The sequence below is a fragment of the Arenimonas metalli CF5-1 genome (genome assembly GCF_000747155.1).
Taxonomy (GTDB): Bacteria; Pseudomonadota; Gammaproteobacteria; order Xanthomonadales; family Xanthomonadaceae; genus Arenimonas; species Arenimonas metalli.
In genome coordinates this window covers 101,336-127,828 of the sequence record NZ_AVCK01000055.1, presented here as the reverse complement: position 1 = coordinate 127,828, position 26,493 = coordinate 101,336, and the positions used below count along the sequence as shown (strand labels likewise).

The window sequence follows — 26,493 nt, the reverse complement described above, 5'->3', positions numbered from 1 at the left end:
GCGTTCCAGGAGAAACCATCGATGAACCCCGTTGTACGCCAGGCCGCGCTTTGCGCGGCGATTTCGCTGCTGCTGTCCCCCGCCGCCGTCGCCCGGGACGCGGCCACGCTGGACGCCGTCCAGGTCACCGCCACCCGCGTCGAGCGCCCGCTGGACGAGGCCCTGGCCTCGATCACCGTGATCACGCGCGAAGAGATCGAGGCCAGCCAGGCCCCGGACCTGATCGACCTGCTCGGCCGGCAGGCCGGCATCGACGTCGCCCGCACCGGCGGCCCGGGTGGCGGCAGCGCCCTGTTCCTGCGCGGCAGCAATTCCAACCAGAGCCTGATCCTGGTCGACGGCATCCGCGTCACCTCCACCGGCCAGGGCGTGTTCGACTTCGCCCACCTGCCGCTGGAGCAGATCGAGCGGATCGAGATCGTGCGCGGGCCGCGCGCGTCGATGTGGGGTTCGGATGCGATCGGCGGCGTGGTGCATGTCTTCACCCGCGACCCGTCCGCGCCCTCGGCGCGCGTCACCGCGGGCAGCTACGGCCGGGTCGGCGCCAGCGCCGCCTTCGGCACCGGCGACGACCGCCGCGGCTTCGGCATCACGGCCGGCGCGCAGCGCGTGCGCGGGTTCTCCGCCACCAACCCGAACTCGGTGTTCTCCTACGACCCCGACGACGACGGCTACCGCAACCGCAACCTCAGCCTGCGCGGGCGAACCGCCGTCGGCACGCAGGTGCTGTCGTTCAACGCCATCGCCACCGATGCCGAAGTCGAGTTCGACCGCGGCGTCACCGACGCCCGCAATGCCTCGGGCGGCGTGACCCTGGCCGGCGAACTCGGCGCGCGCTGGAGCCACCAGTTCACCGTCGGCCACGCGCGCGAGGACCTGGACACCGCGGGCTCGTTCCCGAATGCCTTCCGCAGCCGCCGCACCAGCGCCGACTGGCTGCACACGCTGGCCACCGGCGAGGACGCCCACCTGCGCTTCGGCCTGAACTGGCAGCGCGAGCAGGGCGAATCGGAGAACGCCTTCAACGGCACGCTGTTCGACGACACCCGCCGCAGCCAGGCCGCCTTCGTCGGCTACGGCGGCCGCTTCGGCCGGCACGTGCTCGACCTGTCGCTGCGCCGCGACCACAGCAACCAGTACGGCGGCGTCACCACCGGCAACGCCGGCTGGGGCGTCGACCTGGGCGAGCGCGTGCAGTGGCGCCTGTCCTGGGGCGAAGGTTTCCGCGCGCCCAATTTCAACGAGCTCTACTACCCCGACACCGGCTTCGGCTTCGCGGGCAACCCGGACCTGCGGCCGGAGCATTCGCGCACCTGGGAAACGGGCCTGTCCTACGCGCCGGCCGCGGGCCAGCAGCTGGCGCTCTCGGTGTACCGCACCCGCGTGCGCGACCTGGTAGCGTTCGCCGCGCCGCTGACCAACAACGCGATCAACATCAACCGCGCCGCGCTGGACGGCGTGGAGCTCGGCTACCGCTTCGACCGCGGCGGCTGGACCGGCGGCGGCAACCTGACCTGGCAGGACGCGATCGACGCCGGCACCGGCCGGCCGCTGCTGCGCCGGGCCAAACGCAAGGCCCATGTCGAACTGGGCCATGGCTGGGACAACGGCCTGTCGGTCGCGCTGGAGGGAGACTATTTCTCAGGTCGTCCCGATTTCGGCGCCCAGCTGCCCTCGCATGCCCTCGCCCACCTGCGCCTGGCCTGGCAGTTCAGCCCGGCCTGGCGCCTCGAGGGAAGGCTGGAAAACCTGACCGATCGCGACTACGAGCTGGTGCGCGGCTACAACACCCCGGGCCGCAGCGGCCTGCTCAGCCTGGTCTGGAACGGCAGGTGAAGGCTTGCCGGGCCAGTCCCCCGGACTGGCCCGGCCCTATGCGCCGGGCCGCGCGTGTGCCTAGAATCGCGCTGGGGAATTCACACGGAGCGCCGCATGCCCGCATCGGCCAAACCTCCGCACGCGTCCGCACCGACGCTGGCGACGCGGCCATTGCCTGAACGAGTCCGCGGGCTTCTGGGCGGCATCCTCGAGTATTCCTCCGACGAAATCGAGCGCACGCTGGTCTCGACGCTCAACGAATTCGAGCAGCAACTCTTCAAGTTCGCCGAACAGGCCCGCAGCAACATCGTCCAGACCCGCTGGCTCGAGGCGCAGCGGCTGGTCAAGCGCACCCGCCCCGACCTGGTGCCGCGCTTCCTGATCGCGCTCGAGGCCGAGCTGGCCTGCATCAAGGACCCGCCGGGCGCGAAATCCATCACCGGCGGCTTCCGGCTGACCCGCGACGAGCTTTCGCTGGTCGAGAACCTCGACCTCGACGAAGCCACCGTGCTTTCGGAGATCGCCAGCCGCGCCGAAGTCCGCAACAGCCTGCCGCTGTACCTGCTGGGCCAGCGCTTCGGCGTGCTGGCCGGCAAGCCGGCCTTCGACGCCGAGAACCTGCCGATCGGTCCGCAGGCGCTGTGCCGCATGCTGCGCCAGGCCGCCGACTGCCTCGAGCTCGCGGGCGAACACCGCAGCCTGCTGTTCCGCACCTTCGAGCGGCACCTGATGCCGCTCTACGGCGGCTTCATCGAATCGGTGAACACCTACCTCTCGCGCAACGGCGTGCTGCCGAACCTGCACTACGTCCCGGTGCGTGCGCGCCCGGCCAGTGCACCGGCCGCGAAGATCCGCCTGCCGGGCGATGGCGGTAGCGTCGCGGACGGTTCGGGCGCAGGTCCCGGCACCGGGTCCGCCGGCGGCACGGGCGCGGGCGCGGTTGGCGCCGGCGCGCGGGGCGGCGGCATGGGCGGCGGCGCGGGTCCGGGCGGGGGATCGCCGGGCCTCGGCGCCGGTGGCCGCGGCCTGGGCGGCCAGGCGGCCAGCGGCGAAGACACCTTCCAGCAGATGCGCCACCTGCTCGCCGGGCGGCGCCAGCTGCTGGGCAAGCTCGTAGGCGGCCAGCCTTCGGGCAGTGGCGGCGGCGTGCCGGTCAGCACCGACCAGGTGCAGGACGTGCTCGGCCAGCTGCAGCAGAAGGCCACGCCCACGATGATGGTGAACGGCAAGCCGACGCCGCGCACCGTCACCCACCTCAAGCAGGACCTCCTGGCGCAGCTGCGCCAGCACACCCCGGGCAACCAGCCGCCGGCGCTGGCCGAGGAGGATGGCGACGCCATCGACCTGGTCGGCATGCTGTTCGACCACATCATGAAGGACGTGCGCCCCAACAGCGCCGCGTCCACCCTGCTGGCCAAGCTGCAGGTGCCGCTGCTGCGCGTGGCGCTGCAGGACAAGGCCTTCTTCACCCGCCAGCAGCATCCGGCGCGGCAGATGCTCAACACCATCGCCGAGACCGGCGCCTACTGGCTGGGCGAGGACGACGCCGACCAGCAGCTGGTGGGCAAGATGCAGTCGGTGGTCGACCGCACCGTGCGCGAGTTCGACGGCGACCTGGGCCTGTTCAACAACCTGCTCGAGGACCTCAGCGGCCACCTGCAGACGGTGACCCGCAAGGCCGAGGTGGCCGAGAAGCGCCACGTCGAGGCCGCCCGCGGCAAGGAGAAGCTGGCGCTCGCGCGCGAGCGCGCCGCCACCGTGGTCGAGGGCATGCTGAAGAAGCAGAACCTCCCGCGTTTCACGCACACGCTGCTCAGCCAGGCATGGACCGACGTGATGGCGCTGACCTCGCTGCGCCACGGCGAGGACTCCGAGCAGTGGAAGCAGCACCTCGATACCGCCGAACGCCTGATCGGCGTCGCCAAGGCGGCGCCGGGCGCCGCGCCGATCAGCAGCGAGGACGCCACCACGCTGCGCGGCGACATCCAGTCCTCGCTGACGCAGGTGGGTTACCACGCCGAGGAAGCGCTCGCGATCGCCCAGCGCCTGGTCGACCCGCAGGCCAATGCCGACGACGATTCCGCCGCCAGCCGCACCGAGCTGACCATGCGCCTGAAGGCGCGCGCCCGGCTCGGCGAGGACCTGCAGCAGGCCAAGAAGACCAAGAAGTCCACGCTCACGCCCGAGGAGCAGAAGCGCCTCGAACAGATCCGCCAGCTGCCCTTCGGCACCTGGTTCGAGTTCTCGCTCAACCAGCAGGGCGAGAAGGTCCGCCGCCGCCTGTCCTGGTTCTCCACCGTCACCGGCCACGTGCTGTTCGTGAACCACCGCGGCCAGAAGGTCGGCGAGAACACGCTCGAAGGCCTGGCCAAGGCCATGGTCCAGGGCCAGGTGAAGGTGGTCGAGGAAGAGAAAGGCACCCTGATCGATCGCGCCTGGAGCACGGTGATGAACGCGCTGCGTTCCTTCGCCGGCCAGTCGCCTGCCGAGGCGCCCGCCAAATGAACGAGTACCGCCGCGCCAAACGCCGCAAGGTCGGCAACATCGACGTCCTCGACACCATGACCGGGATGCTGATCGGCAAGCTCAGCAACCTCTCCGAGACCGGCATGCTGCTGATCCTGGGCGAACCGATCACCAGCGACGCGCTGTTCCAGCTGCGCTTCACCCTGGACGATTCGTCCGGCAAGTCGCGCCAGGTCGAAGTGGGCGCGCACGAGCTGTGGTCGGACGAAGCCGCGGCGCCGGGCCAGGTCTGGACCGGCTTCCGCTTCATCGACGTCGCCCCGGAGGACGTGGCCTTCATCCGGGAGTGGGTGGATGCGCCGGGCAGCCAGTACGTCTGAATCCCCGCGCCGCTGCGCGCTGGCGGCGCTGGCCGTCGCACTGGCCCTGGCGGCCGGCTGCAGCCGCGAAGAGCCCGTCCGCATGGAGCGGCTGTACGTGTTCGGCACCCTGGCCGATGTCGAAATCCGTGGCGCCGACCTGGCGCAATCCAGCGCCGCATTGGCCGAGGTGTCCACGCTCCTGACCCAGCGCCAGGCGGAATGGCATGCCTGGGAGCCCTCCGACCTCACCCGCATCAACGCCGCGCTGGCGGCCGGCGGATCCGCTGCCGCGCCCACCTCGGTGGTCGAGTTGATCGCGCGCTCGCGGCCGCTGGCGCAGGCCAGCGAGGGCCTGTTCGATCCGGCCGTCGGCGGCCTGGTGGCCGCCTGGGGCTTCCACACCTCGACCTTCCCGGTGCTGACCGCGCCGCCAGGCGAAGCCTGGCTGCAGCGCTGGCGCGAGGCGCGCCCGCGGCTGGACCAGGTGCGCGTGGATGGCGACGTGGTGTCGAGCAGCAACCCGGCCGTGCAGCTGGATTTCGGCGCCATCGCCGAAGGGCTGGCGTCGGAAACCATCCTCGAAGTGCTGGCGCGCCACGGCGTGCGCCACGCCCTGGTCAGCCTGGGCGGCGACATCGTCGCGCTGGGGGACGGCAACGGCCGGCCCTGGCGCGTGGGGCTGCAGGATCCGTTCGGCGGCGCGCTGGGCAGCGTCCAGCTCGACGACCACGAGGCGCTCTTCAGCACCGGCAACTACAACAAGTTCCGCGAGTCGCCGACCGGCGCACGCTGGGGCCACGTGCTCGACCCGCGCACCGGCCGGCCGGCGCGCGGCGCGGCGGCGGTGATGGTGCTGCACCGCGACCCGGTGCGGGCCGACGCCGGCGCCACCGCGCTGTTCGTCGCCGGCCCGTCGGGGTTCGAGCGCGCCGCGCGCCGGCTCGGGCTGGGCTGCGTGCTGATGGTCACCGAAGAAAACGAAATGATGGTCACCACGGCGATGGCCGCACGGGTCGAGCTGCTGCGCAACCCGGTCTCGCTGGGGCCGCCGCTGGACCTCGGGCCGGCTTGCGACGCCGGCCCGCCGGCCACCGCGGACTAGCGCCTCAGCCGCGGAAGCAGAGCGCCGCCTCGGGCTTGTGGATCGCGAAGCCCTGGGCGTAGTCCACGCTCAGCCCGCGCAGCAGGTCGCGGGCGCGGTCGTCGGCCACCCACTCCGCCACCACCTGCAGGCCCAGCTGGTGGCCGATGTCGGTCACCGCGCGCACGATCGAGTAGCTCACCGGGTCGGTCTCGATGTTGCGGATGAAGCTGCCGTCGATCTTGATGAAGTCCACCGGCAGGTTCTTGAGGTAACCGAACGAGGCCATGCCCGAGCCGAAGTCGTCGAGCGAGAACTTGCAGCCGGCCGCGCGCAGCTTCTGCATGAACTCCACCGCGCGCGCCATCGAGCTGACCGCGGCGGTCTCGGTGATCTCGAAGCAGATGCGCTGCGGCGGCACGCCGTAGTCCTCGAGCCGCTGCAGCACGAAGTCCGCGAAGCTGTCGTCCTCGAAGGTCGGGCCCGAGAGGTTGATCGCGCACAGCTTCACGGGCTTGCCCGAGGGGTGGATGCGGTTGAAGTTCGCCAGCGTGGTGTCCACCACCCAGCGGTCGAGCTGCGGCATCAGGCCGAAGCGCTCGGCGGCCGGGATGAACGCGCCCGGCGGCACCATCGCGCCGCTCTCGTCGCGCAGGCGCACCAGCATCTCCACGTGCACGCCCTCGGCCTGCTCGCCGTACCACAGCGGCGCCAGCTCCTGGAAATGCAGCAGGAAGCGGCCGTCGGCCAGCGCCTGCCGGATCCGGCCCGCCCACTCCATCTCGCTGCGGCGCTGGGTGGTCTCGAGGTCGTCTTCCGAGAACAGGTGCACGCGGTTGCGGCCGCGCTCCTTGGCCATGTAGCAAGCGGTATCGGCGTGCGCCAGCAGGGTGCGCTGGCTCAGGCCCGGGCCGCGCATCATCACCACGCCGATGCTGGCGCTGATGGTGTAGTTGCGCTGCTCCCAGCCGAACACGTAGCCGTCGATCTCGACCCGGATCTTCTCGGCCAGCGCCGCGGCGCGGGCTTCGTCGGTGCGCTCGAGCAGGAAGGCGAACTCGTCGCCGCCCAGGCGCGCCACGATCGCATCGCGCGGCAGCAGGCCGGCGAACAGCGCCGCCAACTGCGCCAGCAGCTGGTCGCCCGCGTAGTGGCCGGAGGTGTCGTTGATCAGCTTGAACTGGTCCAGGTCCATGTACAGAAGCGCCGCCGGCGGCGCGCCCGCATCCAGCGCGGCGATGGCAGCGTCGAGCTGGCGTTCGAACTCGCGGCGGTTCAACAGGCCGGTGAGGGCGTCATGCGTGGCCTGGTAGCTCAGCTCCTCGCTCAGCACGCGCAGTTCGGTGATGTCGTTGGCCACCGCCAGCAGGTGCGGCTGTTCGCCCAGCATGATCCGGGACACCGACAGCGTCGCCCAGAACGGATCCTGCCCGGGAACCCGCAGCCGCACCGTCTCGTTGAAGATGGCGCCCGGATCCGTGCCCATGCCCACGACGCGCTCGCGCATGGCCGGGTCCTCCACCAACTCCGGCAAGGTCGGGCTGAGGAACTCGTCGCTGATGCCGAAGCGGTCGCGGCAGGCCTGGTTCGCGTACACCAGCTGGCCATCGCCCACCCGCGCCAGCAGCACCAGCGCCGGCAGCAGTTCGTTCAGGGCCCGGAAGCGCTCCTCGCTCTCGCGGTACTGCGAGGACATGTCGCGCGCCAGCGCCAGCGCCCGCGCGCGGGTGCCGGCGATCGACAGGGCCAGCGTGGCCATCAGCAGGCTGGCCAGGCAGCCGATGCCGAAGGTGAGCAGCGGCAGCCAGCCGGCTTCGTCGTCGAGCAGTTCGGCGTCGGCCATCATCCGCCAGGTGCGGCCGCCGTAGGCCAGGTCGCGCACGAAGGTGGCGGTTTCGACGCCCTTCCGGGCCTCGATTTCCCTTGGGTTGGTGTAGAGCAGGCGCGGGCTGGCCTCGCCGTCGCTGATGTCGAACACCTCGAGGTCGAAGCGGTCCAGCGCCTCGCGCGGGAGCGCGTCCTCGATCAGCCGGGTGATCCGGAACGAGGCCGCCAGCGAGCCCATCTCGCGGGCGCGCCGCTCGGCCAGGTCGCGCGGCTGCGGACCGGGGGTGAACACCGGCAGGCGGATGGTGAGGCCGTCGTCGCTGCCCGGCATGTTGGCGCGCTGCACCAGCCGGAAGGCGGCCGACATCACCGGTTGGTCGGCATCGCGGGAGAACCGGGCCGCGGCGAGGTTGGCCGGCTGGGTGGCGATGTCGAGCCCCAGCAGCATCCGGTTGCCCTGCATCGGCGCGACCAGCACGGTGGGGTAACGCAGCTGGCCGTCGGGCTCAGCGTCAGGGGACGGTCGATCGCTCTTCACCGCGTACGCGACGGCCTGAAGGCTGGGGAACTGTTCGCGCGGGCGCAGGTTCGAGTACATCGCCTCGAACTCGTCGATCGTCACCTCGTCGGAGGCCAGGAACAGGGCCTGCACCGACCGCACCAGCAGGCCGCAGGTCTGCAGCTGGCTGTCCACGGCGTCGAAGCTGCGCTCGGCCAGGCGCTCGAGGCGGACCTGCTCGGAGCGGGCCAGGGCATCCCGGTGCAGGCTGGCGGCCAGCAGGCTGAGCGCAAGGCCGACCAGCAGCGCCCCGAGGCTCCACAGCCAGGCGGGCTGGCCGAGGAAGCCGCCGTCTTTGCGCCGATTTTCCAAACCCTTCTCCTGCCCCTGCGCCAGATGCGGCAAAATCGGGCCTTCGCCCACGAAGGACCGGCCATGACTCCCCAGGACACAGCCACTCTATATCCCGCGCACCTGTCCGCAATCAAGGCGCGGGTGGACCGGCTGCTGGAAAAACATGGCTTCGATCACCTTCTGGTGGCGTCGGGCGTGGAAAAACACGAATTCCTGGACGACCGCCCCTACCCCTTCAAGCCCAACGCCCAGTTCAAGGCCTGGCTGCCCCTGACCCGGCACCCGCACTGCTGGATCGCCTACACCCCGGGCCAGCGCCCGGTGCTGGCCTACTACCAGCCCGACGACTACTGGCACGTGCCGCCCACCCCGCCGCAGGGCGCCTGGGTGGAACACTTCGACATCCGGGTCATCACCGACCCGGCCGAGGCCGTGAAGCACCTGCCCACGGGCGGCCGCGCCGCCATCCTGGGCGAGGCCGACGCCGCCCTGCCCGGCTTCACGCCCAACAACCCCGAAGGCCTGCTCGCCGCGCTGCACTACCACCGCGCCTACAAAACGCCCTACGAACTGGCCGTGATGCGCCTGGCCCAGCGTCGCGCGGTGCCGGGACACCTGGCGGCGCGCGAAGCGTTCAAGGCCGGGCTGTCGGAAGCGGGCATCCACGCGGCCTACCTCGCGGCGACCGGCCACACCGACCTGGACCTGCCCTACAGCAACATCGTCTGCCTCAACGAACACAGCGCGGTGCTGCACTACCAGTACAAGGACACGCACGCGCCGTCCCGGCATCGCTCGCTGCTGATCGATGCCGGCGCCGAAGTGGACGGTTATGCCTCCGACATCACCCGCACCTGGGGCAATGGCGACGTCGATTTCGAAGCGCTGGTCGCCGCCGTCGAGGACGAGCAGCAGGCCCTGTGCGCGCGCGTGAAGGCCGGCGTGGACTACCGCGACCTGCACTTGGAATGCCACCTGCGCCTGGGCAACGTGCTGCGCACGCTGGACCTCGTGGACATGGACCCGGCCCAGATGCTCGAGACCGGCCTCACCTCCACCTTCTTCCCGCACGGCCTGGGCCACCCCATCGGCCTGCAGGTGCACGACGTCGCCGGCTTCACCGACGAAGCCGGCCAGCTGATCCCGCGCCCCGCCGGCCATCCCTACCTGCGCATGACCCGCACGCTGGAGCCCGGCATGGTGGTGACCATCGAGCCCGGCATCTACTTCATCCCGACGCTGCTGGCCAAGCTCAAGGCCACGCCGCAGGGCAAGGCCGTGGACTGGCGGAAGGTTGAGCACCTGGCGAGCTTCGGCGGCGTGCGCATCGAGGACGAGGTGCACTGCACCGACGGCAAGCCTGAAAACCTCAGCCGCGACGCCTTCGCCGAGGCCTGAGGCCGCCCGAACCCTGTGGGCGGGACTTCAGTCCCGATGCCTTTGGCCGGAAAGCATCGGGACTGAAGTCCCGCCCACAACGCTGCAGGTCGCGGCCAAAGCCCTGATTTGCTAGGCTTTGCGGCCTTCCCCGCCCATCCAAGCCCGGCCTCCGCGCCGGGCCAAGAGCCGTCAGCCCCCATGGAAAAGAGCTTCGAGCCCCAGACCTTCGAGACCAAGTGGTACGCCCACTGGGAAGCCAGCGGCTGCTTCAAGCCGTCGGGCAAGGGCCCGGCCTACACCATCATGCTGCCGCCGCCGAACGTCACCGGCACCCTGCACATGGGCCACGCCTTCCAGCACACGCTGATGGACGCGCTGGTGCGCTACCACCGCATGAAGGGCTTCGACACGCTCTGGCAGGTCGGCACCGACCACGCGGGCATCGCCACGGAAATGGTCGTGTCGCGCAACCTGGCGCTCGAGGGCAAGGGCGAGACCCGCGATTCGCTGGGCCGCGACAAGTTCATTGAAAGGGTTTGGGCCTGGAAGCAGGAGTCGGGAGACACCATCACCCGCCAGATGCGCCGCATGGGCGCCTCGGGCGACTGGAGCCGCGAGACCTTCACCATGGATGCCGGCCCGAGCCAGGCCGTGGTCGAGACCTTCGTGCGCCTGTTCGAGGAAGGCCTGATCTACCGCGGCCAGCGCCTGGTGAACTGGGACCCGGTGCTGAAGACCGCGATCTCCGACCTCGAAGTGGTGAGCGAGGAAGAGGACGGCAAGCTGTGGTCGATCCGCTACCCGCTGGCCGGCGGCGCCACCTACGAACACGTCGAGCACGACGCCGACGGCAATGAAACCCTGCGCGAAACCCGCGACTACCTCGTCGTCGCCACCACGCGCCCGGAAACGATGCTGGGCGACACCGCCGCGATGGTGCATCCGGATGACGCGCGCTACGCCGCGCTGGTCGGCAAGGCCGTGGCGCTGCCGCTGTCGGATCGCGAGATCCCGATCATCGCCGACGACTACGTCGACCGCGCCTTCGGCACCGGCGTCGTGAAGGTCACGCCCGCGCACGATTTCAACGACTACGCCGTGGGCCAGCGCCATTCGCTGCCGCTGATCAACATCCTCACGCCGGACGCCGCCATCAACGGCAACGCGCCGGAGAAGTACCGCGGCCTGGACCGCTACGCCGCCCGCAAGGCCGTGCTGGCCGACCTCGAGGCGCTGGGCCTGCTGGTCGAGGAGAAGAAGCACAAGCTGCAGGTGCCGCGCGGCGACCGCACCGGCCAGGTGATCGAGCCCTACCTCACCGACCAGTGGTTCGTGCGGATGGAGAAGCTCGGCGCCAAGGGCCTGGAACTGGTCGAGAGCGGCAAGGTCCGCTTCGTGCCGGAGAACTGGATCAACACCTACCGGCACTGGATGGGCAACATCCAGGACTGGTGCATCAGCCGCCAGCTCTGGTGGGGCCACCGCATCCCGGCCTGGTACGACGCGTCGGGCAAGGCCTACGTGGGCCGCGACGAGGCGGAAGTGCGCGCGAAGCATGGCCTCGGCGCCGACGTCGCGCTGACCCGCGACAGCGACGTGCTCGAGACCTGGTTCTCCTCGGCGCTGTGGTCGCACAGCACGCTGGGCTGGCCCGACCCGCAGGCCATGGCCGAGCGCGGCTTCGACAAGCGCCTGCCGACCTCGGTGCTGGTCACCGGCTTCGACATCATCTTCTTCTGGGTCGCCCGGATGATCATGATGACCGACCACTTCACCGGCGAGGTGCCGTTCAAGGACGTGTACATCACGGGCCTGGTGCGCGACCGCGACGGCCAGAAGATGTCCAAGTCGAAGGGCAACGTGCTGGACCCGATCGACATCATCGACGGCATCAGCGCCGACGCGCTGGTGGCCAAGCGCACCACCGGCCTGATGAAGCCGACCGACGCGCCCAAGATCGAGAAGGCCACCCGCAAGGAATTCCCGGACGGCATCGCGCCCTTCGGCGCCGACGCGCTGCGCTTCACCTTCGCCTCGCTGGCCACCCACGGCCGCGACATCAAGTTCGACCTGCAGCGCTGCGAGGGCTACAAGAACTTCTGCAACAAGCTCTGGAACGCCGCCCGCTTCAGCCTGCTCAACTGCGAGGGCTTTTCTGTAGGAGGGACTTCAGTCCCGAACCCGCAGACCGACGCCGAACGCTGGATCCTCGACCGCCTGCAGCACACCCTGCGCGAAGTCGAGAAGGGCTACGCCGACTACCGCTTCGACCTCGCCTCGCAGACGCTGTACGAATTCGCGTGGAACGAGTTCTGCGACTGGTACCTCGAGCTTTCGAAGCCGGCGCTGATGGGCGATGACCGGGCCGCGGCCGACAGCACCCGCCACACCCTGCTTTACGTGCTCGAACAGCTGCTGCGCGCCCTGCACCCGATCATCCCCTTCGTCACCGAGGAGATCTGGCATTCGGTCGCGCCCAAGCTCGGCATCACCGGCGACAGCATCAGCACCCAGCCCTACCCGACCGCCGACGCCGCGCTGGAGAACGCCGCCGCGGCCGCCGACATCGAATGGCTGAAGGACGCCGTGACCCAGCTGCGATCGATCCGCAGCCAGATGGGCATCGCGCCGGCGAAGGCCGTGCCGCTGCTGCTGCAGGACGGCGACGCCGCCGACCGCGAACGCGCCACCCGCTACACGCCGGCGCTGAAATTCCTGGCCAAGCTCGAGTCCATCACCTGGCTCGAAGGCGAGGCCCCGGCCGCCGCCGCGGCGCTCGTGGGTTCGCTGAAGCTGCTGATCCCGCTGGAAGGCCTGATCGACCTGGGCGCCGAAACCGCGCGCCTGGACAAGGAACTCAAGCGCATCGCCGGCGAGATCGCCAAGTGCCAGGGCAAGCTCTCCAGCGAAACCTTCGTGCAGAACGCCCCCGCCGCCGTGGTGGAGCAAGAGCGCGCGCGCCTGGCGGACTGGACCGCGCAGCAGGCCGCCCTGCAGCAGCAGCGCTCGAAGCTGGGCTGAGCCGGAAAAGCCGTACCAGGTTCATTTTCTTTTTCGATGAGACGAGGCTGCGCAGCGCAGCGCAGAGTCTCATCGAAAAAGAAAATGAACCTGGTACGGCTTTTGCCCTAGCTTTCGGGCGGAAGCAGCTCCATGGCCATCACGATCGCGTCCTCGCGGCCCTTTTCGGCGGGGTAATAGTTCGGGCGCTGGCCGATCTCGTTGAAGCCTTCGTCGCGGTAGAGCTGGATCGCGCGCGGGTTCGAGGGCCGCACTTCGAGGAAGACCTGGTTGGCCTGGTGCCAGCGCGCCAGGTCGACCAGCCGGCGCAGCAGGCGGCGGCCGTGGCCGCGGCCCTGGTATTCGGGCGCGATGCAGATATTGAGGATGTGCGCCTCGCCCGCCGCCGCGCTCAGCACGCCGTAGCCGAGCAGGGTCGAGCCCGCCTCCAGCACCCAGCACTGGTGGCCGGCGCGCAGGCAGTCGCGGAAGATGCCCGGGGTCCACGGGAAGACGTAGGCGCGGTTCTCGATCGCCGACACCGCGTCGATGTCGGCCTGGCGCATCGGGCGGACCTGGCTTCCCGGGGCGGGCCGCGCGTTCATGGCTCAGCGCCTTCGGCGCAGTGCCCGCAGCGCCGGCCACAGCGCCCGCTTGGCCCGCGCGTCCGCGCGCAGCTGTTCGGCCGGCGGCAGCAGCGCCGAGGGATCGCGCCCGCCCGCCGCCCGCACCAGCGACTCCCAAAGCTTTTCCGGGAAGCCCGCCGGCCGCGCCACGACCACCGGCGGCGGCACCGGCGCCGGCACCTGGCGATAGAGCGCGTAGCCCATCGCCGCCAGCATCGCCTGCTGGTCGGGACGCCAGCTCATGCGGCGGGCTTGCGCCGCAGCTTGGTCCACAGCCACCAGGCCGGACCCGAAAGCACGTACACCATCGCGATCGCGAACAGCCCCTTGGCCTGCGCGATGAACAGCACCGCGATCGTCACCACCACCAGCGCCATCACGAAGAACGGCACCCGGCCGCCCTTCGGGAAACCCTTGAAGCTGAAGTACTTGATGCGGCTGACCATCAGCAGGCCGGCCGCCACCGTGACCGCGAAGGCGAGCCAGCGCAGCCCCTGCCCGCCGTAGCCGAAGGTGTTCATGGCCCAAACGAAGGACACCATCAGGCCCGCGGCCGCCGGGCTGGCCAGGCCGATGAACCAGCGCTTGTCGGTCGAGCCGACCTGGGTGTTGAAGCGCGCCAGCCGCAGCGCCGCGCAGGCGGCGTAAAGGAAGGCGGCCGCCCAGCCCACCTTTGCCAGCACGGGCCCGTCGGCGCGGAAACCCACGAGTGCCCAGTGGTACATCACCAGCGAGGGCGCCATGCCGAAGCTCACCAGGTCGGCCAGGGAGTCGTACTGCACGCCGAACTCGCTGGTGGTGCCGGTCATGCGCGCCACCCGGCCGTCGAGGCCATCGAACAGGCCGGCGACGAACACCGCGATGCAGGCATTCTCGAAATTGCCGCTGGCCGCGGCCAGGATGGCGTAGAAACCCGCGAACAGGCCGCCCGTCGTGAGCAGGTTGGGCAGCAGGTAAATGCCGCGGCCGCGGGCCGGGACGGGTTCGTCTTGGGGATCCATGCCGGAAGTGTAGCGGCTCCCGGATTCGCCCCATAGCCCGCGCCTTGCGGGCCGGGGAAGGTGGTGGTATCACGGGGCCACGCCAAACCCCCGGAGCCACCCCATGTCCCGTCCCGTCCTGTTGATCGCCCTGGCCCTCGGCCTGGCGCCGGGCCCGCTGCTCGCCGACAAGACCACGGTCTACAAGTCGAAGAATGCCGACGGCACGTCCGTCTACAGCCAGGTGGAAACCCGCGATGCCCAGGTGCGGCGCGTGGACGGCCGCGACCCGAACCTGCCGCCCGCGCAGGCCGGGGAAGCGCCCAAGTCCGAAGCCGAGAAGGCCTGCGAAACCGCCACCAAGAACCTCGAGCTGCTGGGCTCGGGCCAGCGCCTGCAGCGCGACAAGGATGGCGACGGCACCCCCGAGGACCTCACCCCGGAAGAGCTGGCCACCGAGAAGGACCTCGCCCAGCGCCAGGCCGACGCCTACTGCGCCCCGGCCAAGTAAGCCCGCGCCCCGGCGCACGGGCACGCCCCGGCGCCCACACCCCGGCCGCACGGCCGCTACAATGGCGGCCCTTCCAGCGGTTCGGGTCCTGTCGATGCGCCTTTCCCGGTTCCACCTCAACACCAGCAAGGAAACCCCTGCCGACGCCGAGGTGGTCAGCCACCAGCTGATGCTCCGCACCGGCATGATCCGCAAGCTGGCGGCCGGCCTGTACACCTGGAGCCCGCTGGGCCTGCGGGTGCTGCGCCGGGTCGAGGCCGTGGTGCGCGAGGAAATGGACCGCGCCGGCGCCATCGAGATGCTGATGCCGTCCATCCAGCCGCGCGAGCTGTGGGAAGAAACCGGCCGCTGGCAGAAATTCGGCGGCCAGCTGCTCAAGATCAAGGACCGCAAGGACGGCGAGTTCTGCTACGGCCCCACGCACGAGGAAGTGGTCACCGACTTCGCGCGCAACGAGCTTCGCAGCTACAAGCAGCTGCCGCTGAATTTCTACCAGATCCAGACCAAGTTCCGCGACGAGATCCGCCCGCGCTTCGGCGTCATGCGCGCGCGCGAGTTCCTGATGAAGGACGCCTACTCCTTCCACCTCGGCGCCGAAAGCCTGCGCGAGACCTACCAGGCGATGTACGACGCCTATTCGCGCATCTTCACCCGCCTCGGCCTGGTGTTCCGCGCGGTCAATGCGGACACCGGCGCGATCGGCGGCAGCGCCTCGCATGAGTTCCACGTGCTGGCCGACTCGGGCGAGGACGCGATCGCGTTCTCCGACGGCAGCGACTACGCCGCCAACGTCGAGATGGCCGAGGCGGTGGCGCCCGGCGCCCGCCCCGCCGCCGCCGAGGCGATGCGCGAGGTGGAAACGCCCTGGCAGCGCACCTGCGAGGAAGTGGCCAAGCTGATGGGCCTCGCGCTGTCGCGCACCGTGAAGTCGGTCGCCGTGGTCGGCGAGCAGGGCTTCGTGCTGGCGCTGGTGCGCGGCGACCACATGGTCAACGAGATCAAGCTGTCGAAGGTGCCGGGCCTGGCCGATTTCCGCCTCGCCACCGAGGCCGAGATCAACGAACACATGGGCTGCGAGCCCGGTTTCATCGGCCCGGTGAAGCCCGCCAAGGCGACGGTCACGATCATCGCCGACCGCAGCGTCGCCGCGATGGCCGACTTCGTGGTCGGCGCCAACCGCAAGGGCTTCCACCTCGCCGGCGTGAACTGGGGCCGCGACCTGCCCGAGCCGGCGCTGGTCGCCGACCTGCGCAACGTGGTCGAGGGCGACCCCTCGCCCGACGGCAAGGGCGTGCTCAAGATCGCCCGCGGCATCGAGGTCGGCCACGTGTTCCAGCTTGGGCAGAAATACGCCGAGGCGCTCAAGGCCACCGTGCTCGACGCCGAGGGCAAGGCGCAAGTGATGCACATGGGCTGCTACGGCATCGGCGTCTCGCGCATCGTCGCCGCCGCGATCGAGCAGAACTTCGACGCCAACGGCATCTGCTGGCCGGCGCCGATGGCGCCCTGGCAGGTGGCGGTGTGCATCATCAACCCGAAGAACGACCCGGCCGTGGTCGAGGCCGCCGACGCGCTCTACGCCGAGCTGCAGCAGGCCGGCCTGGACGTGGTGATCGACGACCGCGGGCTGCGCCCGGGCGTGATGTTCGGCGACATCGAGCTGATCGGCATCCCGCACCGCGTGGTGGTTTCCGGCCGCGGCCTGGAGTCGGGCCAGTTCGAATACCGCGCCCGCCGCGCCGCCGACAGCGAGAACCTGGACAAGGCCGCGCTGCTGGCTCGCCTCGGCGTCGCCTGAGAAAACCACCCGGCGAACCGTGCTCAAACCCCGCGCAAACCCCCGCGCGGGTTCCAGCGGTGCCTTTGGCAGGGGTAACATCGAGGTATCCCGGGCAGCCGCCCGGAAACCCCACCCTGCCAGGCATCCAAGGAAACCCCATGAGCATCAACCTCGAAGGCCTCTCGGCCAAGGAACTCCAGGCCCTGATCGCCAAGGCCAACCAGCGCAAGAAGTCGCTGGCCAAGCGCAAGCCGATCGCCGCGGTGCGCAAGAAGATCGTCTCCCTGGCCAAGGCCGAGGGCTACACCGTCGACGAGCTGTTCGGCACCGCCCGCATGGTCCGCGAGAAGACCGGCGTGCCGGCCAAGAAAACCCCGGGCAAGAAGTCCAGCCAGAAGGGCACCAAGGTCGAGCCCAAGTACCGCAACCCCGCCGACGCCACCCAGACCTGGGCCGGCCGCGGCATGCCCCCGAAGTGGCTGGCCGCCGAACTCGCCCGCGGCCGCAAGCTCGAAGACTTCGCCATCGCCAGGTAACCGCGTTTTTTGACGCGGATTTACGCGGATAAAAGCGGATAGAGCAAACGCGAAACTGGTTACCCGCAAGAAAGCGGGCCCAAGGCGAAACGCAGTCAAAAAAATGGGGTCAGAGTAATTTTCCGTTTCAAACGGTAAATCACTCTGACCCCTTTTTTACGCTCGCCCGCCGAGCTCGCGACAGCCCACTCCGGCTTCCGCTCTATCCGCGTTCATCCGCGTAAATCCGCGTCAAAGAATCAGATATTCCGCCGCGACGGGACGATCAGGTTGCCGAACAGCAACCCGGCGACGATCGCGATCAGGGCCGACAGCAGCACGAAGGCCGTGTCCAGGCCCAGCCAGACGTCGCGCTCCATCACGAAGTTCAGGCTGCGGAAGCCGACGCTGCCCGGCACCAGCAGGATGATGCCCGGCACCCGGATCAGCGCGCCCGGGCGATTGCGCCAGCGGCCGTAGATATTGCTGATGGCGGCCACGCCCATGCTGGCGAAGAAGGCGCCGCCCGCGAAGTTGTCCGAAGCCAGGCCCAGCAGCTCGCCGCCCACGCGGGTGAGGCCGTAGCCCAGCAGCACCGCCGCCATCACCAGCGGGTAGTCGCGCGCCGAGGCCTGGAACAGCACCGCGAACGCGTACGCCGCCACGCCCAGCGCCACCAGCGACGGCAGCAGCGACGGCGGCTGGGCCGCGGCCTCCTGCGGCACCCAGCCCAGCAGCCCGACGACCTGCATCGCCGCCACGGTGCCGAAGGTCAGCTTCATCAGGATCATCAGCGCGCCGGCGAAGCGCGCGGTGCCGGACATCAGCTGCTGGCTCGAGAGTTCGCTGACGGCGTTGGTCAGCATCAGGCCGGGCATCAGCACGATCAGCGAGGAAATGATCACCGTGTTGAGCGAGATCGGCGTGATCCAGGTCGCCACGGCGGCGGCCAACAGGGTCGCCACCAGCGCGGCGAGCGCCTCGAGGGCCTCGGACAGCCGCGGCCGGCCCGCGCCCAGCACGAACATCACGCCGATCAGCATGCCGATGACGCCCGCGGTGGCCACGCCGGCCCAGGCCGAGCCCAGCAGGGCCGACACCGCCGCCGCCGACAGGCCGAAGCTGAAAGCATTCAGCGCCTGCGACAGCCGGCTGGCGGGGCGATCGAGCGCCTTCAGCGCGGCCAGGCCCGCGGCCGGATCCATGCGGCCGGCCAGCACGTCCTCGGCGATCGCATCGGTGGCGGCCAGGCGGCCCAGGTTCTGGTCGCCGGGCGCCAGCCGCAGCACGCGGGTGATGCCGTTCTGCTGCCCGCGCACCGGGTCGGCGAAGCTCAGGATGATGCCGGTCGGGTTCGACCAGACCTCGCACTCCAGGCCCAGGCGCTGCGCCACGCCCATCACCGCGCCCTCGAGGCGCTGGGAGGTGGTGCCGTAGGCGTGCAGGCGGGTGGCGAGCTCGGCGACGAAACCGGCCTGCGCCTCGTAGTTGGATTGGCTGTTCAGGACGGGGGCAGTCATCGCGCGCAAAGCATGGCACGAGCCTCCGCTGGCGGCTATCCTCGGGCAAAGCTGAGGAAACGCCGACGGCATGAGCCCCCCGCCCAGCATCGAACCCAGCGAGCGCCAGCCCGGCATCCTCGTCGCGCGCGGCGACTGGACCCTGGCGCACGCCGCGACCCTGCTCGCCCTGCTCGAGGCCGCGCCCGAGTCGGCCGAGGACATCGACGGCCGCGACATCGGCCGGCTCGATTCAGCCGGCGCCATGATGCTCTCGCGCTACGCGGTGAAGGTCGGCCTGGGCCTGGCCACGGTCGAGGTGCAGCCGGCCTACCAGCCGCTCACCGGCACCGTGCAGGCGATCTGCGAGAACCCGCGCCGGGTGCGGCGCACCGACTACGGCTTCCGCGAGATGCTGGCGCGCATGGGCTTCGCGGTCGAGGACTACACCCGCGAGATCCTCGCCCTGGTTGGCTTCCTCGGCCTCACGCTCAAGACCGCGCTGGGCGTGCTGCTGCGCCCGGCCCGCTTCCGGCTCACGCCCACCGTGCACCACATGGAGCAGGTCGGCCTCGACGCCGTGCCGCTGGTGCTGCTGCTGAGCTTCATGGTGGGCGCGGTGATCGCCTTCCTCGGCGCCACCGTGCTGCGCGATTTCGGCGCCGAGATCTTCGTGGTCGAACTGGTCGGCATCGCCTTCCTGCGCGAATTCGCCGTGCTGCTGACCGCCATCCTGCTGGCCGGCCGCACCGCCAGCGCCTTCACCGCGCAGATCGGCGCGATGCAGTCGGGCGAGGAAATCGACGCCATCCGCACCCTCGGCCTCGATCCGATCGAACTGCTGGTGATCCCGCGCCTGGCCGCCCTGCTGGTGATGCTGCCGCTGCTGACCTTCCTGGCGATGATCGCGGGCATCGCCGGCGGCCTGGCGGTCAGCGTGGCCAGCCTCGGGTTCACGCCCGAGATGTTCATCACCCGCCTGCACGAGACCATCGAGGTGCGCCACTTCTGGGTCGGCGTGTCGAAGGCGCCGATGTTCGCGATGATCATCGGCCTCATCGGCTGCCTCGAGGGCTTCCAGGTGCAGGGCACGGCGCAGTCGGTGGGCGAACGCACCACCTCGAGCGTGGTGCAGACGATCTCGCTGGTGATCCTGCTCGACGCCTTCGCCGCGCTGTTCTTCATGGAGATGGACTGGTGAGCACGGAAGCCGCCGACGCCGCCGAACTCGCCATCCGCGTGCGCGGCCTGCGCAACGCCTTCGGCGAGCAGGTGGTGCACCAGGACCTGGACCTGGACGTGCGCCGCGGCGAGATCATCGGCGTGGTCGGCGGCTCGGGCACCGGCAAGTCGGTGCTGATGCGCGCCGTGCTCGGGCTGCGTGAACCGCAGGGCGGCAGCATCGAGGTGCTGGGCGTGGACGCGCTGTCCGACCGCGCCCGGGCCAGCGGCGTGATCGAGCTCAACACCGGCGTGCTGTTCCAGAACGGCGCGCTGTTTTCCTCGCTCACCGTGGCGGAGAACGTCTCGGTGCCGCTGAAGGAGCACTACGGCGCGCTGCCGCCCGACATGATCCACGACCTGGCCATGCTCAAGATCCGCATGGCCGGCCTGGGCGAGGACGCGGGCGCCAAGCTGCCTTCGCAGCTCTCGGGCGGCATGCGCAAGCGCGCGGCGCTGGCGCGGGCCTTGGCGCTGGATCCGGCGCTGCTGTTCCTCGACGAACCCACCGCCGGCCTCGACCCCATCGGTGCCGCCGCGTTCGACGACCTCATCAAGACCCTGCAGAAGGCGCTGGGGCTGACCGTCTTCCTGATCACCCACGACCTCGACACGCTTTACACCATCTGCGACCGCGTCGCCGTCATCGGCGACCGGCGCGTGCTCATCAACGCCCCGCTGGCCGAGGTCGAACGCTTCGACCACCCGTGGGTGCAGGATTATTTCCACGGCCCGCGCGGACGCGCCGCGCAGGCCGCCCGGGCCAAGGAGGCTTGACCATGGAAACCCGTGCCAACCATGTGCTCATCGGCGCGTTCACGCTCGCCGTCTGCCTGCTCGCGGTGCTGTTCGCGCTGTGGGCCGCGAAGTACACCACCGAGAAATCCTTCACCGAATACGACGTGGTGTTCGTGGAGGCGGTGACCGGCCTGAGCGTCGGCAGCCAGGTGCTGTACAACGGCATCAGCGTCGGCGCCGTGCGGCGGCTCTCGCTCGACAAGGACGACCCGCGCAAGGTGATCGCCCGCATCCGCCTGGCGGCCGACACGCCGGTGAAGACCGACACCCGCGCCAAGCTGGCGCTCACCGGCCTCACCGGCGTCGCCATCATCCAGCTCACCGGCGGCAGCCCCGGCAGCCCGCCGCTCGAGCGGCGCGAGGGCCAGCGCGTGGCCGTCATCCAGACCGAGCCGTCGGCGCTGCAGAACATCGCCGCCAACGCCAGCGAGATCGTCAACCGCATCAACGAGCTGCTCAGCGACGAGAACGTGGCGCGGGTGACGCGCACGCTCGACCAGCTCGACCAGATCACCGGCTCGATCGCCAGCGAACGCGACGACATCGCCGCCCTGGTGCGCAACGCCCGCGCCGCCAGCGAGAAGCTCGAGCAGACGCTGACCAGCGCCGACCGCACCATCAACAACCTCGACGCCAACCTGGTGCAGGAGCTGCCGGCCCTGGTCGCGCGCCTGGACCGCACGCTGGCCAAGCTCGAATCGGCCAGCACCAGCGCCGACGCCATCCTCACCGACAACCGCGACGCCATCTCCGATTTCAGCCAGGACGGCCTGTCCCAGGTCGGCCCGACCATGCGCCAGCTGCGCGGCCTGATCCGCGAGCTCGACGACCTGGTCGAACGGGTCGAGGGCAACCCCGCCGGCTTCCTGCTGGGCCGCGAACAACCCGAGGAGTTCGAACCATGATCCGTGCCATCGCCCTGCTCGGCGCCACCACCCTGCTGGCCGGCTGCGCCGCGATCGGCGGGCCGAAGACCGACGTGAAGATCTTCGCGCCGGCGTCCTCGGTCACGGTCGATGCGGCCTGGCCCGCCGTGGACTGGCACCTGACGGTGGTCACCAGCGCCGCCAACCAGATGCTCGACTCCTCGCGCATCGCGGTGCGGCCCACGCCCGACCGCTTCCAGGTCTACAAGGGCGCCGCCTGGGCCGACGATGCGCCGGAGCTGCTGCAGACCGCGCTGATCGAAGGCTTCGAGGACGCCGGCAAGCTCGCCGCCGTCGGCCGCTTCGGCGGCGGCTCGCGCGGCGACGCCGGCCTGCTGGTGGAAGTGCGCGCCTTCGAAACCGTCTACGTCGACGGCCGCCCCGAGGCCGTGATCGAAGTGCAGGCCCGCCTGGTCCAGTTCCGCGGCGGCGGCACGGTCGCCGCCAGGCGCTTCCGCCACGCCGTCCCCGGCACCTCCCCCGAAATCGACGACATGGTCGCCGCCTTCGGCACCGCGATGTCCGCCCTCACCACCGACCTCGTCGGCTGGACCCTGCAAGAGGCGAATCGCGAAACGCCATCAACGGACACGCCGCGCTGATGGGAGCACCGTCGCCGGGCGACACCGGCCAGGCCGCCGAGCCACCGCTGACCGCCTACCAGCGTTTCTGGAAGCGCCCCGACGTGATTGGAACCATCGTGCTGGTGGGCGCCGCCATCCAGATAGCCCTGCTGCTGGTCCCCAGCCGCGAGCCACCTCCTGAAATCGTCCAGCGCCTGAAGGTCGCGGACGACACCTACCTGCTCGGCTTCCACCGGAAGGGTGGCGGCTACAACACCGTGATGCGCAACGGCCTGCGGATATTCGATTCAAGACAGCAAGGCGCCGGGCTCTGCCTGCGGCTGTTCGCGACCCCGCAAGGCGGCGTCGAGGCAGAGTGCTACGACGACAAAATGGGCACCACCCGGCGATACGCCGTGACCCACCCGGCCACCGAGTGACCCGAACCCGCTACCGCTCTCCCAATCAAATGAACCAGGTTCATTAAACAAATGAACCTGGTTCATTTGGTTTGATTTGGCGGAAGGTTAGGTTCAGGCGGGGGGCGACTTCGCGGGTGGTGCGGGGCAGGGCGTGGCGCCAGTGGGCCTGGGTTTCGCCGGACATCACGAGCAGGCTGCCGTGCGGGAGGTCGAGCGCGAATTTCTTGGTGGGGTCGCGGCGGTGCTTGAAGGCGAAGCGGCGGGTGCCGCCGAGGCTCAAGGAGGCAATCACCGGGCGCGGACCGAGTTCGGGTTCGTCGTCGCTGTGCCAGCCCATGGCATCGCGGCCATCGCGGTAGAGGTTCGCCAGCACGCTGTTCATGACCACGCCCGCGGCGGCATCGATGCGCGGCCGCAGCGCCTGCAGCGCCGCCGGCCAGGGCCGCGGCTCGAAGCGCGTGCGCGAATAGACATAGGAAGCGCCGGGATCACCGATCCAGCAGCTCAACCGCGGCGAATCCACCTCCCGCCCGAACATCCGGATCCGATGCGTCTCCCACCGGATCGAATCCATCAACCCCGCCAGCAACTCATCCGCCTCCGCGCGCGGCAGCCAGTCGGGCTTGAAGCTGAGCGTTCCGTCGGGGATGGGGTAGAGCATTCTTCAGCCACGGATGAACACAGATGAACACGGATAAAGAAGAAGCCAGGGTGGCTCAAGTCAACGTCGGAAGCGCTCTTTGCCAGCCATCAAACGCTTGCCGGACCACATCTGTGTTCATCTGTGTTCATCCGTGGCTAAAAAACTATTCCCCGGTGTCGGCGACCGCCGCAATCACGCCGGCAAGTTCGAGGAGGCGCAGGTCGGAGCCCGGGGCGCCGACGAGCTGGAGGCCCAGGCCGCCGGGCAGCGGCAGGCTCAGTGCCGGGCAGCCGGCCAGGGAGGCAAGTGCGGTGAGGTCGGCCAGGTTGGCCGGCTCGTCGGCGCCGTAGGCCGGCGGCGCCGCCGCGGTGGTCGGCAGCAGCAGCACGTCGAACTGTTCGAACAGGCGGCGCACGCGCACCACGTGCTGGTCCAGGCGCAGGTCGGCGCGCGCGAAATCGGCCGCGGTCTTGCGCTTTGCGAAATCGAGCAGCCAGCGCAGGCGGGTGGAAGCACCCTCGAGGCGAGGCTCATGCGCGGCCAGGATCTCGGCCTCCATCAGCAGCAGCGCCGCGCGACGGGTGGCGGCGACTTCCAGCGGCGCCACTTCCAGCGCCACCGGCAGCGCGCTGCCGAACACCGGCGCCACCCGCGCCATCACCGCGCTGAAGCTCTCGGCGACCGCGGCATCCACGCCCAGCACGGACAGGTCGGCGACCACGCCGGCCTTGAGTTCACCCGGCACCCAGTCCGGCGGCGACAGCGGAACACGGCGCTTGCGCGAGCGCGGGTCGCCGGCGTCGTAGCCGGTGAGCACCGGCAGCAGCAGCCCGGCGTCCTGCACGGTGCGCGTGACCAGGCCCACGCAATCGAGCCGGCGCAGCGCGGCGGCCATGCCGCGGCAGCTGATTTCGCCGAAGGTGGGCTTGTGCGCCACCAGCCCGCAGAACGCCGCCGGGATGCGCACCGCGCCCAGCGTGTCCGAGCCCAGCGCCGCGATCGCGTGGCCCGCGGCCACCGCGACTGCCGCACCCGCGGAGGCACCGCCGGCCGCGCGGTCCGGATGCACCGGGTTGCGCACGTCGCCGTGGTGCGGGTTGCGGCCCACGGTTCCGAACGCCGCCTCGTCGATATTGGTCTTGCCCAGGAACACCGCGCCGGCGCCGCGCAGGCGCCGCACCGCGTGGGCGTCTTCCTCGGCCAGGCCCGGGTGGCCCGGCAGGCCCAGGCCGGTGGGCATGCCGGCGATGTCGAAGTTGTCGTTCACCGCGATCGGCACGCCGTCCAGACGGCCCAGCGGCTTGCCTTCGGCGCGGCGCTCGTCGCTGGCACGGGCGGCGGCCAGGGCACCGGCGGCGTCCACCCAGGTCCAGGCGTTGAGGTTGCCATCGCGCGCGATCGCGGCCAGGCAGGCGCCGGTCAGGGCCTCGCTGCTGGTTTCCCCTTTGGCCAGGGCGTGCAGCACGCGGTAGAGCGGGGCCTGGCGAAGGGCGTCGGGGCTGGCTGTCATGCGGGCGGGCGTCCGGTCAGGGCTGCGTGAAGTGTCCTTGATTGCCCGGCCCCGGGCAAACCGGGACAATCCGAACCTTGCCGTACGGAGCCTTGGAAAATGAGTGAACGTGACGTGATGGAATATGACGTGGTCGCCGTGGGCGCAGGCCCGGCCGGCCTGTCCTTCGCGATCCGGCTCAAGCAGCTCAAACCCGAGCTGTCGGTGTGCGTGATCGAGAAGTCCTCGGTCATCGGCGCCCACATCCTCTCCGGCGCCGTCATCGAGCCCGGCCCGCTGGACGCCCTGCTGCCCGGCTGGCGCGACAACCCGCCACCGGTCTGCGTGCCGGCCACCGAGGACGAGTTCTGGTTCCTCACCAAGGACGGCGGCACCCGGTTCCCGTTCGTGCCGCCGCAGATGTCCAACCACGGCAACTTCATCGTCAGCCTGGGCGCGATGTGCGCCTGGCTGGCGCCGCAGGCCGAGGCGCTGGGCGTCGAGATCTACCCGGGCTTCGCCGCCGCCGAGCCGCTGTTTGACGAGAACGGCGCGGTCGCCGGCGTGCGCATCGGCGACATGGGCGTGGCCAAGGACGGTTCGCAGAAGTCCGGCTACACCCAGGGCATCGACATCCGGGCCAAGGTCACCGTGCTGGCCGAGGGCGCGCGCGGCCACCTGACCAAGCAGCTGGTGCGCAAGTACGGCCTCGACGCCGAGTCCGACCCGCAGAACTACTCGATCGGCATCAAGGAACTCTGGCAGGTGCCGCCGGGCCGCGTCACGCCCGGCAAGATCGTGCACACGCTCGGGTGGCCGGCCGACAGCCACACCTACGGTGGCAGCTTCCTCTACCACCTCGACGGCGACCGCATCGCGCTGGGCTACGTCTCGGGCCTCGACTACCGCGACCCGAACTACCAGCCCTACGAGGCCTTCCAGCAGTGGAAGCACCACCCGCAGGTGAAGGGCCTGCTCGAGGGCGGCAACATCCTCAGCGCCGGCGCCCGCGCCATCGTCACCGGCGGCTGGCAGTCGCTGCCCAAGGTCGAGATGCCCGGCGCGCTGTTGATCGGCGACACCGCCGGCCTGCTCAACGTGCCCAAGATCAAGGGCACGCACCAGGCGATCCGCAGCGGCATGCTCGCGGCCGAACACCTGGCGGCGCAGGAAACCCCGGTCGCGGCCGGCTTCGACGCCAAGCTGCGCGCCTCGCCGGCGATGGCCGAGCTCAGGAAAGTCCGCAACATCAAGCCCGGCTTCAAGAAAGGCCTGTGGTTCGGCCTGGTGAACTCCGCGTGGGAAACCGCCACCGCGGGCCTCTCGCCCTGGACCTGGCGCTGCAAGCCCGACTGGAGCTCGCTGCAGAAGCTCGACGTGGCCGAGAAGCCCAAGCGCGACTACGTCGAGCGCACGCTGGTGCCGCGCGACCGCCTGGCCGGCGTCTACTTCGCCGCCACCGAGCACGACGAAGACCAGCCGGTGCACCTGAAGGTCGCCGACACCGACGTCTGCATCACGAAGTGCGCCGAGGAATACGGCAACCCCTGCCAGCGCTTCTGCCCCGCCGGCGTGTACGAGATCGTCGAGGACACCGAGGGAAAGCGCCTGCAGATCAACGCCGCCAACTGCGTGCACTGCAAGACCTGCGACATCAAGGATCCGTACCAGATCATCACCTGGGTGACGCCCGAGGGCGGCGCCGGCCCCAACTACCAGAACCTCTGAATCAT

General features: G+C 70.1%; 22 protein-coding genes. 15 read left to right on the top strand and 7 right to left on the bottom strand.

Features of this window, described 5'->3' with window-relative positions:
* The first annotated feature begins 21 nt into the window (after positions 1-21).
* The 4 genes from N787_RS12245 (at position 22) to N787_RS12230 (ending at position 5,748) form a co-directional block, all read left to right on the top strand.
* Entirely contained in the window at positions 22-1,836 is a 1,815-nt protein-coding gene (locus N787_RS12245; protein ID WP_034214566.1) for a TonB-dependent receptor domain-containing protein, read from the top strand.
* A 153-nt stretch (positions 1,837-1,989) separates the two neighbouring features.
* Positions 1,990-4,323, top strand: coding sequence for a DUF1631 domain-containing protein (locus N787_RS12240; protein WP_034214562.1), 2,334 nt, complete (start codon positions 1,990-1,992; stop codon positions 4,321-4,323).
* Positions 4,320-4,664: a PilZ domain-containing protein gene (locus tag N787_RS12235; protein WP_034214886.1), complete on the top strand. Its 345-nt coding sequence runs from the start codon at positions 4,320-4,322 to the stop codon at positions 4,662-4,664. Before N787_RS12240 ends, N787_RS12235 begins: the two co-directional genes overlap by 4 nt.
* The gene (locus N787_RS12230) at positions 4,639-5,748 is read left to right on the top strand and encodes an FAD:protein FMN transferase (protein ID WP_052575440.1); all 1,110 of its coding nucleotides are present in this window, start codon (positions 4,639-4,641) and stop codon (positions 5,746-5,748) included. Before N787_RS12235 ends, N787_RS12230 begins: the two co-directional genes overlap by 26 nt.
* A gap of 4 nt (positions 5,749-5,752) precedes the next feature.
* Here N787_RS12230 and N787_RS12225 read toward each other — a convergent pair whose 3' ends face one another.
* A complete protein-coding gene (locus N787_RS12225; protein WP_245594014.1) occupies positions 5,753-8,425 on the bottom strand; it encodes a bifunctional diguanylate cyclase/phosphodiesterase in 2,673 nt (890 codons plus the stop codon).
* Between the two features lie 63 nt (positions 8,426-8,488).
* Here N787_RS12225 and pepQ point away from each other — a divergent pair, with 63 nt between their 5' ends.
* Complete coding sequence (gene pepQ, locus N787_RS12220) at positions 8,489-9,805, top strand: Xaa-Pro dipeptidase (RefSeq protein WP_034214559.1); 1,317 nt, start codon at positions 8,489-8,491, stop codon at positions 9,803-9,805.
* A gap of 180 nt (positions 9,806-9,985) precedes the next feature.
* Positions 9,986-12,808 (top strand): valine--tRNA ligase, encoded by a 2,823-nt coding sequence (locus N787_RS12215; RefSeq protein WP_034214556.1) that lies wholly within the window; start codon positions 9,986-9,988, stop codon positions 12,806-12,808.
* A 107-nt stretch (positions 12,809-12,915) separates the two neighbouring features.
* On the opposite strand, the gene rimI is transcribed toward N787_RS12215, so the two are convergent.
* Genes rimI through pssA form a run of 3 tightly spaced genes read right to left on the bottom strand, consistent with a single transcriptional unit; the run spans position 12,916 to position 14,414 of the window.
* Entirely contained in the window at positions 12,916-13,392 is a 477-nt protein-coding gene (rimI, locus tag N787_RS12210; RefSeq protein ID WP_034214552.1) for a ribosomal protein S18-alanine N-acetyltransferase, read from the bottom strand.
* Between the two features lie 3 nt (positions 13,393-13,395).
* Entirely contained in the window at positions 13,396-13,656 is a 261-nt protein-coding gene (locus N787_RS12205; protein WP_052575439.1) for a hypothetical protein, read from the bottom strand.
* Positions 13,653-14,414, bottom strand: coding sequence for a CDP-diacylglycerol--serine O-phosphatidyltransferase (gene pssA / locus N787_RS12200; RefSeq protein ID WP_034214550.1), 762 nt, complete (start codon positions 14,412-14,414; stop codon positions 13,653-13,655). Before pssA ends, N787_RS12205 begins: the two co-directional genes overlap by 4 nt.
* A gap of 103 nt (positions 14,415-14,517) precedes the next feature.
* On the opposite strand from pssA, the gene N787_RS12195 reads away from it, so the two are divergent.
* The 3 genes from N787_RS12195 (at position 14,518) to N787_RS12185 (ending at position 17,220) form a co-directional block, all read left to right on the top strand.
* Positions 14,518-14,904 (top strand): hypothetical protein, encoded by a 387-nt coding sequence (locus N787_RS12195; RefSeq protein ID WP_034214547.1) that lies wholly within the window; start codon positions 14,518-14,520, stop codon positions 14,902-14,904.
* Positions 14,905-14,998: 94 nt separating this feature from the next.
* Positions 14,999-16,702, top strand: coding sequence for a proline--tRNA ligase (locus N787_RS12190; RefSeq protein WP_034214544.1), 1,704 nt, complete (start codon positions 14,999-15,001; stop codon positions 16,700-16,702).
* A gap of 140 nt (positions 16,703-16,842) precedes the next feature.
* Complete coding sequence (locus N787_RS12185; RefSeq protein WP_034214542.1) at positions 16,843-17,220, top strand: H-NS histone family protein; 378 nt, start codon at positions 16,843-16,845, stop codon at positions 17,218-17,220.
* Positions 17,221-17,459: 239 nt separating this feature from the next.
* Here N787_RS12185 and N787_RS12180 read toward each other — a convergent pair whose 3' ends face one another.
* Entirely contained in the window at positions 17,460-18,719 is a 1,260-nt protein-coding gene (locus tag N787_RS12180; protein ID WP_034214875.1) for a threonine/serine exporter family protein, read from the bottom strand.
* 70 nt (positions 18,720-18,789) lie between these two features.
* On the opposite strand from N787_RS12180, the gene N787_RS12175 reads away from it, so the two are divergent.
* The 5 genes from N787_RS12175 to N787_RS12155 are packed head-to-tail and all read left to right on the top strand — an operon-like array spanning position 18,790 to position 22,646.
* Positions 18,790-19,899, top strand: coding sequence for an MlaE family ABC transporter permease (locus tag N787_RS12175; RefSeq protein ID WP_034214540.1), 1,110 nt, complete (start codon positions 18,790-18,792; stop codon positions 19,897-19,899).
* On the top strand, positions 19,896-20,696 hold the full coding sequence (locus N787_RS12170; RefSeq protein WP_245594013.1) for an ABC transporter ATP-binding protein: 801 nt from the start codon (positions 19,896-19,898) through the stop codon (positions 20,694-20,696). Before N787_RS12175 ends, N787_RS12170 begins: the two co-directional genes overlap by 4 nt.
* A 2-nt stretch (positions 20,697-20,698) precedes the next feature.
* Entirely contained in the window at positions 20,699-21,622 is a 924-nt protein-coding gene (locus N787_RS12165) for an MlaD family protein (RefSeq protein WP_034214537.1), read from the top strand.
* Positions 21,619-22,245, top strand: coding sequence for an ABC-type transport auxiliary lipoprotein family protein (locus tag N787_RS12160; protein ID WP_034214535.1), 627 nt, complete (start codon positions 21,619-21,621; stop codon positions 22,243-22,245). The genes N787_RS12165 and N787_RS12160 overlap by 4 nt, the downstream gene beginning before the upstream one ends.
* Entirely contained in the window at positions 22,245-22,646 is a 402-nt protein-coding gene (locus N787_RS12155; protein WP_034214533.1) for a hypothetical protein, read from the top strand. The genes N787_RS12160 and N787_RS12155 overlap by 1 nt, the downstream gene beginning before the upstream one ends.
* 43 nt (positions 22,647-22,689) lie before the next feature.
* Here N787_RS12155 and N787_RS12150 read toward each other — a convergent pair whose 3' ends face one another.
* Both N787_RS12150 and N787_RS12145 read right to left on the bottom strand, forming a co-directional pair.
* Positions 22,690-23,289 (bottom strand): alpha-ketoglutarate-dependent dioxygenase AlkB family protein, encoded by a 600-nt coding sequence (locus tag N787_RS12150; RefSeq protein WP_034214531.1) that lies wholly within the window; start codon positions 23,287-23,289, stop codon positions 22,690-22,692.
* Positions 23,290-23,434: 145 nt separating this feature from the next.
* Positions 23,435-24,781, bottom strand: a complete 1,347-nt coding sequence (locus N787_RS12145; RefSeq protein ID WP_034214529.1) for an amidase — start codon at positions 24,779-24,781, stop codon at positions 23,435-23,437.
* A 99-nt stretch (positions 24,782-24,880) separates the two neighbouring features.
* Here N787_RS12145 and N787_RS12140 point away from each other — a divergent pair, with 99 nt between their 5' ends.
* Entirely contained in the window at positions 24,881-26,488 is a 1,608-nt protein-coding gene (locus N787_RS12140) for an electron transfer flavoprotein-ubiquinone oxidoreductase (protein ID WP_034214527.1), read from the top strand.
* The last annotated feature ends 5 nt before the right edge of the window (positions 26,489-26,493 follow it).

Coding starts and splice junctions, on each gene's coding strand:
- N787_RS12180 (WP_034214875.1), bottom strand. CDS start 18,719: ATGACTGCCCCCGTCCTGAACAGCCAATCCAACTACGAGGCGCAGGCC.
- N787_RS12205 (WP_052575439.1), bottom strand. CDS start 13,656: ATGAGCTGGCGTCCCGACCAGCAGGCGATGCTGGCGGCGATGGGCTAC.
- N787_RS12145 (WP_034214529.1), bottom strand. CDS start 24,781: ATGACAGCCAGCCCCGACGCCCTTCGCCAGGCCCCGCTCTACCGCGTG.
- N787_RS12160 (WP_034214535.1), top strand. CDS start 21,619: ATGATCCGTGCCATCGCCCTGCTCGGCGCCACCACCCTGCTGGCCGGC.
- rimI (WP_034214552.1), bottom strand. CDS start 13,392: ATGAACGCGCGGCCCGCCCCGGGAAGCCAGGTCCGCCCGATGCGCCAG.
- N787_RS12245 (WP_034214566.1), top strand. CDS start 22: ATGAACCCCGTTGTACGCCAGGCCGCGCTTTGCGCGGCGATTTCGCTG.
- N787_RS12230 (WP_052575440.1), top strand. CDS start 4,639: ATGCGCCGGGCAGCCAGTACGTCTGAATCCCCGCGCCGCTGCGCGCTG.
- N787_RS12155 (WP_034214533.1), top strand. CDS start 22,245: ATGGGAGCACCGTCGCCGGGCGACACCGGCCAGGCCGCCGAGCCACCG.
- N787_RS12150 (WP_034214531.1), bottom strand. CDS start 23,289: ATGCTCTACCCCATCCCCGACGGAACGCTCAGCTTCAAGCCCGACTGG.
- N787_RS12190 (WP_034214544.1), top strand. CDS start 14,999: ATGCGCCTTTCCCGGTTCCACCTCAACACCAGCAAGGAAACCCCTGCC.
- N787_RS12215 (WP_034214556.1), top strand. CDS start 9,986: ATGGAAAAGAGCTTCGAGCCCCAGACCTTCGAGACCAAGTGGTACGCC.
- pssA (WP_034214550.1), bottom strand. CDS start 14,414: ATGGATCCCCAAGACGAACCCGTCCCGGCCCGCGGCCGCGGCATTTAC.
- N787_RS12140 (WP_034214527.1), top strand. CDS start 24,881: ATGAGTGAACGTGACGTGATGGAATATGACGTGGTCGCCGTGGGCGCA.
- N787_RS12175 (WP_034214540.1), top strand. CDS start 18,790: ATGAGCCCCCCGCCCAGCATCGAACCCAGCGAGCGCCAGCCCGGCATC.
- N787_RS12165 (WP_034214537.1), top strand. CDS start 20,699: ATGGAAACCCGTGCCAACCATGTGCTCATCGGCGCGTTCACGCTCGCC.
- N787_RS12185 (WP_034214542.1), top strand. CDS start 16,843: ATGAGCATCAACCTCGAAGGCCTCTCGGCCAAGGAACTCCAGGCCCTG.
- N787_RS12235 (WP_034214886.1), top strand. CDS start 4,320: ATGAACGAGTACCGCCGCGCCAAACGCCGCAAGGTCGGCAACATCGAC.
- pepQ (WP_034214559.1), top strand. CDS start 8,489: ATGACTCCCCAGGACACAGCCACTCTATATCCCGCGCACCTGTCCGCA.
- N787_RS12195 (WP_034214547.1), top strand. CDS start 14,518: ATGTCCCGTCCCGTCCTGTTGATCGCCCTGGCCCTCGGCCTGGCGCCG.